The organism is Candidatus Aeolococcus gillhamiae, assembly GCF_016464765.1.
Taxonomy (GTDB): domain Bacteria; phylum Chloroflexota; class Dormibacteria; order Aeolococcales; family Aeolococcaceae; genus Aeolococcus; species Aeolococcus gillhamiae.
This window is the reverse complement of the sequence record NZ_JAEKNS010000115.1, coordinates 1-4,825: the sequence shown is the minus strand read 5'-3', so window position 1 is coordinate 4,825 and position 4,825 is coordinate 1. Positions and strand designations below refer to the sequence as shown.

At 65.8% G+C, this 4,825-nt stretch carries 5 protein-coding genes, 1 pseudogene and 1 other annotated feature; of the genes and pseudogenes, 2 read left to right on the top strand and 4 right to left on the bottom strand.

Translation table 11 applies throughout. The features are described from left to right. Positions 1 to 143: 143 nt before the first annotated feature. Positions 144 to 1,379: an MFS transporter gene (locus JF886_RS11145; RefSeq protein WP_337312450.1), complete on the top strand. Its 1,236-nt coding sequence runs from the start codon at positions 144 to 146 to the stop codon at positions 1,377 to 1,379. A 53-nt stretch (positions 1,380 to 1,432) separates the two neighbouring features. Here JF886_RS11145 and JF886_RS11140 read toward each other — a convergent pair whose 3' ends face one another. Together JF886_RS11140 and JF886_RS11135 are read right to left on the bottom strand one after the other, a co-directional pair. Next, positions 1,433 to 1,681 carry a hypothetical protein gene (locus tag JF886_RS11140; protein WP_337312448.1) on the bottom strand — a complete coding sequence of 83 codons (249 nt, stop codon included), beginning with the start codon at positions 1,679 to 1,681 and terminating at the stop codon, positions 1,433 to 1,435. Between the two features lie 127 nt (positions 1,682 to 1,808). Next, on the bottom strand, positions 1,809 to 2,348 hold the full coding sequence (locus JF886_RS11135; RefSeq protein WP_337312446.1) for a GNAT family N-acetyltransferase: 540 nt from the start codon (positions 2,346 to 2,348) through the stop codon (positions 1,809 to 1,811). A 499-nt stretch (positions 2,349 to 2,847) separates the two neighbouring features. Here JF886_RS11135 and JF886_RS11130 point away from each other — a divergent pair, with 499 nt between their 5' ends. After that, entirely contained in the window at positions 2,848 to 3,090 is a 243-nt protein-coding gene (locus JF886_RS11130; RefSeq protein ID WP_337312444.1) for a hypothetical protein, read from the top strand. 323 nt (positions 3,091 to 3,413) lie between these two features. On the opposite strand, the gene JF886_RS11125 is transcribed toward JF886_RS11130, so the two are convergent. Together JF886_RS11125 and JF886_RS11120 are read right to left on the bottom strand one after the other, a co-directional pair. After that, positions 3,414 to 4,633 (bottom strand): IS3 family transposase gene (locus tag JF886_RS11125; protein WP_337312442.1). Its coding sequence is split into 2 segments (ribosomal slippage): positions 3,414 to 4,330 and positions 4,330 to 4,633, totalling 1,221 coding nucleotides; the frame shifts between segments, so codons are not numbered across the junction. After that, positions 4,227 to 4,340, bottom strand: a sequence feature (AL1L pseudoknot). It overlaps the preceding gene by 114 nt. 51 nt (positions 4,634 to 4,684) lie before the next feature. After that, positions 4,685 to 4,825: pseudogene (locus tag JF886_RS11120) on the bottom strand (ATP-binding protein); the annotation flags it as partial.

Below are 4,825 nucleotides of genomic sequence, written 5' to 3'. Positions count from 1 at the left end.
TGCCCGCCCTCATCGCCGCCATCAGGGAGTACCTCTCCGTGCACAACGCCGATCCCACACCCTTCATCTGGACAGCATCAGTCCAAGACATTCTGGAGAAGATCGCTCGTTGTCGAGTCATTTCCCGGACGGACCACTAGGGCGTGAGAGGACTCCTCCGCCATCGCGACGCCTCCCTCTACATATCTGGCCAGGTCGTCTCGCTGATCGGCGACACGACCCTCTGGCTGGGGCTGGCCATCTGGGTGAAACAGATCACTGGTTCGGCGTCGGCCGCCGGCCTGGTGTTTTTCGTGTGCTCCCTCGGTTACCTTACCGGCCCTCTCAGCGGTCTGGTCGTCGATCGCGTACGTCGGCGGCCCCTCATGCTGTTGGTGAACTTGGCCTCCGCGGCGACCGTTCTCCTGATCTTGCTGGTGCAAGGTCCGGCCCAGCTGTGGCTCGTCTATGTGGTGATCGGTCTGTACGGGGCCAGCGGTGCTCTTCTGGGAAGCGCTCAATCGGCGTTGCTGACGGTCGTGCTTCCCGAGGATCTGCTCGCCCCGGCCAATGCCGCCATTCAAACGGGGCGGGAGGCGTGTCGCTTGATCGCTCCTCTGGGTGGTGCTGGATTGGTCGCGTTGACGGGCACGGCAAAGCCGGTCGCGGTGATCGACGCCGCCTCATTCGTGATCGCAGCTGTCACCCTGCAACTGCTCCATGTCCGCGAGGCACGGCCGACCCAACGGGAGAACCGGTGGATGACGGAGATATCGGCCGGACTGCGACACGTGTGGCGCACGCCCGCGCTGCGTCAGATCGTCACCGCGACGGCAGTGGCGATGCTCGTAGTGGGCTTCACGGAGACGGTGATCTTCGTCGTGGTACAGGTCGGTCTCCACGAGCCCGCAACCTTCGTCGGCGTGCTCATGGCCTTCCAAGGCAGCGGCGCCGTTGCCGGCGCGGTTACGGCCCCGTGGATCATCCGAAAACTCGGCGAGGGACGGACCCTCGCCGTCGGCCTCTCCGTCTTCGCGGTCGGCGACGCGCTCCTGATGGTTGGCGCGGTACCCGTCGCAGCCGTGGCCATCGCCATCGCGGGCGCGGGGCTCCCGTGGGCGATTGTCGCCTTCGCCACGTCGATCCAACGCCGAACGCCGGCCACGCTCCAGGGACGAACATTCGCCGCGGCAGATGCCGTTGCGACCCTCACGCAGACGTTGTCGATCGGAGTGGGCGCGGGTTTGGTACTGATCGCGGACTACCGCGTTCTCCTCGGCGCCATGGCCGCGGTAGTGCTTGTCTCGGCAGCGTGGCTAGCAACCCGTACGGAGCAGCGCGTTCTGTTGCCGAGTGTGTCGTCCCGTGCGCCGGAGACCGAAACGTCTGCGGCGGAGTAGCGGGTCGGCCGGCGCCGGATTGGGGCGGCAACCCATGCGGACGGGGGTGTCACCTAAAGGCTGGGGGAGAACTGCCTCGCGAAGTCCCAACCCCGCCGCCGATCGGCGAGCACCGCCTCTCCGAGAACGTGCGACACACCGGTGATGGGCTGGACCTGCGGCGGGACCACGATGGTCCTGCCAAGGTACTCGAATGTTTGTCCACTCGCCCCCTCCCTCTTAGCCGCCTGATAGGCCGCTTCGTGCCATCGACGGATGCGCTCGGCGCGCTCTGCCGACATGAAAGGTGTGTGACGGGTCATCGGGGTGGCCTCATTGTCGCGCGCACCCTGGCGACCGGCGTCAGATGTCCGGAGTTGAGCTTGCTCAGTCCGAACACCGCGTGACGCGGGCGACCACGACACCGCTCTGTTCGATTCTGTTGGCCGGTCACTTTCTCGCCTGGTGCCTGTCGGGTCGGTCAGCCTCCAATGTCCACCGATTGAGCCTGAGCACCCTGCCCTCGCGCGTGTCATCCACGAGTTGGTCGAACTGGAAGTGACAGCGCTGCGCGACGCGCTCGGACGGCCCGTTGCCCTCAAGTGTGTACAGAGCGACGCGTCGGAGGTCGGTCGTTGCAAACGCCCACTGCAGAAGCAGTTGCACCGCTCGGGTGGCCAACCCGAGTCGACGTCCGCGCGGCAGAAGCCAGTACACGACGTCCGCACACCAGGGGTCCTTGGCATCCTGCAGCACCAGTGACGTCAGCCCAACTGGCGCACTTGCCGGATCCGGAGCAATAACGTACTGCCGGACAAGCCCAGCAGCGAGACGGTCTCGCCAGTGGGCGAGCAGTGCAGTCGCGGTGGCGTGGTCGAGGTTCTCAGGCATTCTCGTCCAACGAATGATTTCAGTGTCGCGGGACGCTTCGATCAGGAGCTCAACATCTTCGATCGCCAGCCGACGTAGAAATAGCGCTTCGCCGGCCATAGTTGGTGGGCCTGGCGGAAACCGAAATGTAGCGGGGTCTGGCATTGCGCTAATGATGGCGTGGTGACGCTTGGAGCGGCCAACTGTGGGCGACCAGCCGCATCATTTCTGCGTTATAGACACCCAAAAACCTCCGCTGTTCGGTCACGCCAGTCGCTCCAGCACTTCGGCACAGTTGTGTCGACGCGGCCGGTTAGGAGTAGAAGTACGAGTTGTGCTTCGTCTGATCCCTGTGGCAGCGTCGGCGCTCCTTCTCAGTGCATGCACATCGCCAACCGGGACAACGTCTCCGCCCTCGCTAACCTCGACGGTCGGCCCCTCCCTCACCCCCGTCGTTTGCGGGTCTGTCAGCGACCTCACTGTGGTCCCAGCCTCAGATCCCGAGTTCGCCGGCGACGCCCTCGCGCGGGCTGGCCCCGTGTGGTTCTCAGCCTTCGGCCCGGGCCCACCGGGCAAGGCCGTCTTGCGGGAATTCGTCCTTGGCGGCCTAACGAAGGTCGTGATCCATCCAGACGCGGAGGCGCACCCCGAGGTCCAAGTGCGGGGCACGGAGTGTGCAACGGGCCAACCGATCCACTTCAGCTACGGGACATACGACCCCGACGATCGCGTGGTCACGATTCCCGCCGACCAGCACACTGACGACACCGGTTACATGATCTTCCCGCGGTCGGGTGAGTACATGATCTCGGTGAGCGCAGGAAGTCAGTTCCTCGGCGCTGTGGTCCTCCAGGTCGGCTGACCGAGGCGATTACCCGATGTGAAACCCGCACGTGACCTCCGCCTGCATCGATGTCCCAGAGACGCGTACGTCAAACACACCTTCACCACCCGACAGTGGACTGCTTGTCAATGGCCATCCAGAAGTCCGCACTTGTGGCCAAGCAGAAATCCGCACCCCTGGCCATGACGTCGGCTGTCTCAAGTCTTTGGTGAGCGGCCACCTCCTCGCGACTTTGCCTCCTTCATGCGGAACGACTCGCCCTCGGTGACAACCACCACGGCGTGATGCAAGAGGCGGTCTGAACCGCGCTGGGTTTGATGGAGACTCAATGGGGTTGGTTCTCAGGCCACTGAGGCCGTTGCTGTTGGACTGTAGTACGTGCGCTCGAACTCTGCGGGTGGCACGTCGCCGCAAGCGCTGTGCAGCCGCCGTTGGTTCCACCAGTCGACCCACTCCGCAGTGGCCAGTTCCAGGTCGTCGGTGCTGCGCCAGGGACCGCGCCGGCGGACCAGCTCCGTCTTGAACAAGCCGTTGACGCTCTCTGCGAGGGCGTTGTCATAACTGTCACCGCGCGAGCCCACCGAGCCCACTGCGCCCGCCTCCTCGAGGCGCTCGGTGTAGCGGATCGCGAGATATTGCCCGCCGCGGTCGGAGTGATGAATGAGGCCGCTCAGGTCGTCGCTGCCACGGCTCCAGATGGCCATCTCCAGGGCGTCGAGGGCGAGGCCGGTGCGCAGAGTGGTGGAGACGCGCCAGCCCACGATGCGCCGGCTGAACACGTCGATGACAAAGGCCACGTACGCGAAGCCGGACCACGTCGAGACGTAGGTCAGGTCGGCGACCCAGAGCCGGTTCGGGGCTGCTGCCCGGAAGGCACGGTCCACGAGGTCGCGGGGGCGCTCACTCACGGGCCCCGGCCAGGTCGTGCGCTTCACCTTGCCGCGCACCGCGCCCTGCAGCTGCATCTGGCGCATCAGCCGGCGGACGCGGTCGCGGCCCACCGGCGTGGCCTGGCGGTGCAGCTGACGCCAGATCTTCCGGGGTCCGTAGACGCTGAAGTTGTCGCGATGCATGTCGGCGATCACCGGGCAGAGCTCGGCGTCGCGCCGGGCACGCGCGGAGGGCGGCCTCACCTTGGTGGCGTAGTACGTCGACGGGGCAACCTGCAGCGCGCGGCAGATCGGCTCGACCCCGAACGTGGCCTTGTTGTCGTCGATGTAGCGGGTCATCTGGGCAACCGCGGGTCGAGCTCCCGCGCAAAGAAAGCTGAGGCGGACTTGAGTATTTCGTTGGCGCGCCGCAGTTCCCGCACCTCGCGCTCGAGGCTGGCGATGCGCTGCTTGTCCTCGGTCGTGGTGCCGCCACGCTGGCCGCCGTCCACGTCTGCCCGGTGGACCCACTTCCTGAGGGACTCCGGGCCAATGCCCAGTTGTCGGGCCACCCGTGTGATCACGCCGTGGCGGTCACCGCTCTGCTGTCGTGACTCGACGACCATCCTGATGGCTCGGTCGCGCAGCTCTGCCGGGTACCGCCGCTGGGTCGGGGTCTTGCCTTCTGCCATGGCTCCATGTTCTCCAATCGTTGGAGCCTCCATGGTTCCCAGCGTGGTTCAGTCGAGGAGCGAGACGGCGGTGGTGTGCTCCGGGAGGAAGGTGCCCCACTGGTCGAACGGCCTGTGGCTCCCAACGCCGAGGCTGCGCCGCTCGTAGGCAGCGGCCACGAAGCGGAACAGCAGCTGGTGGCCGGTGGCGTC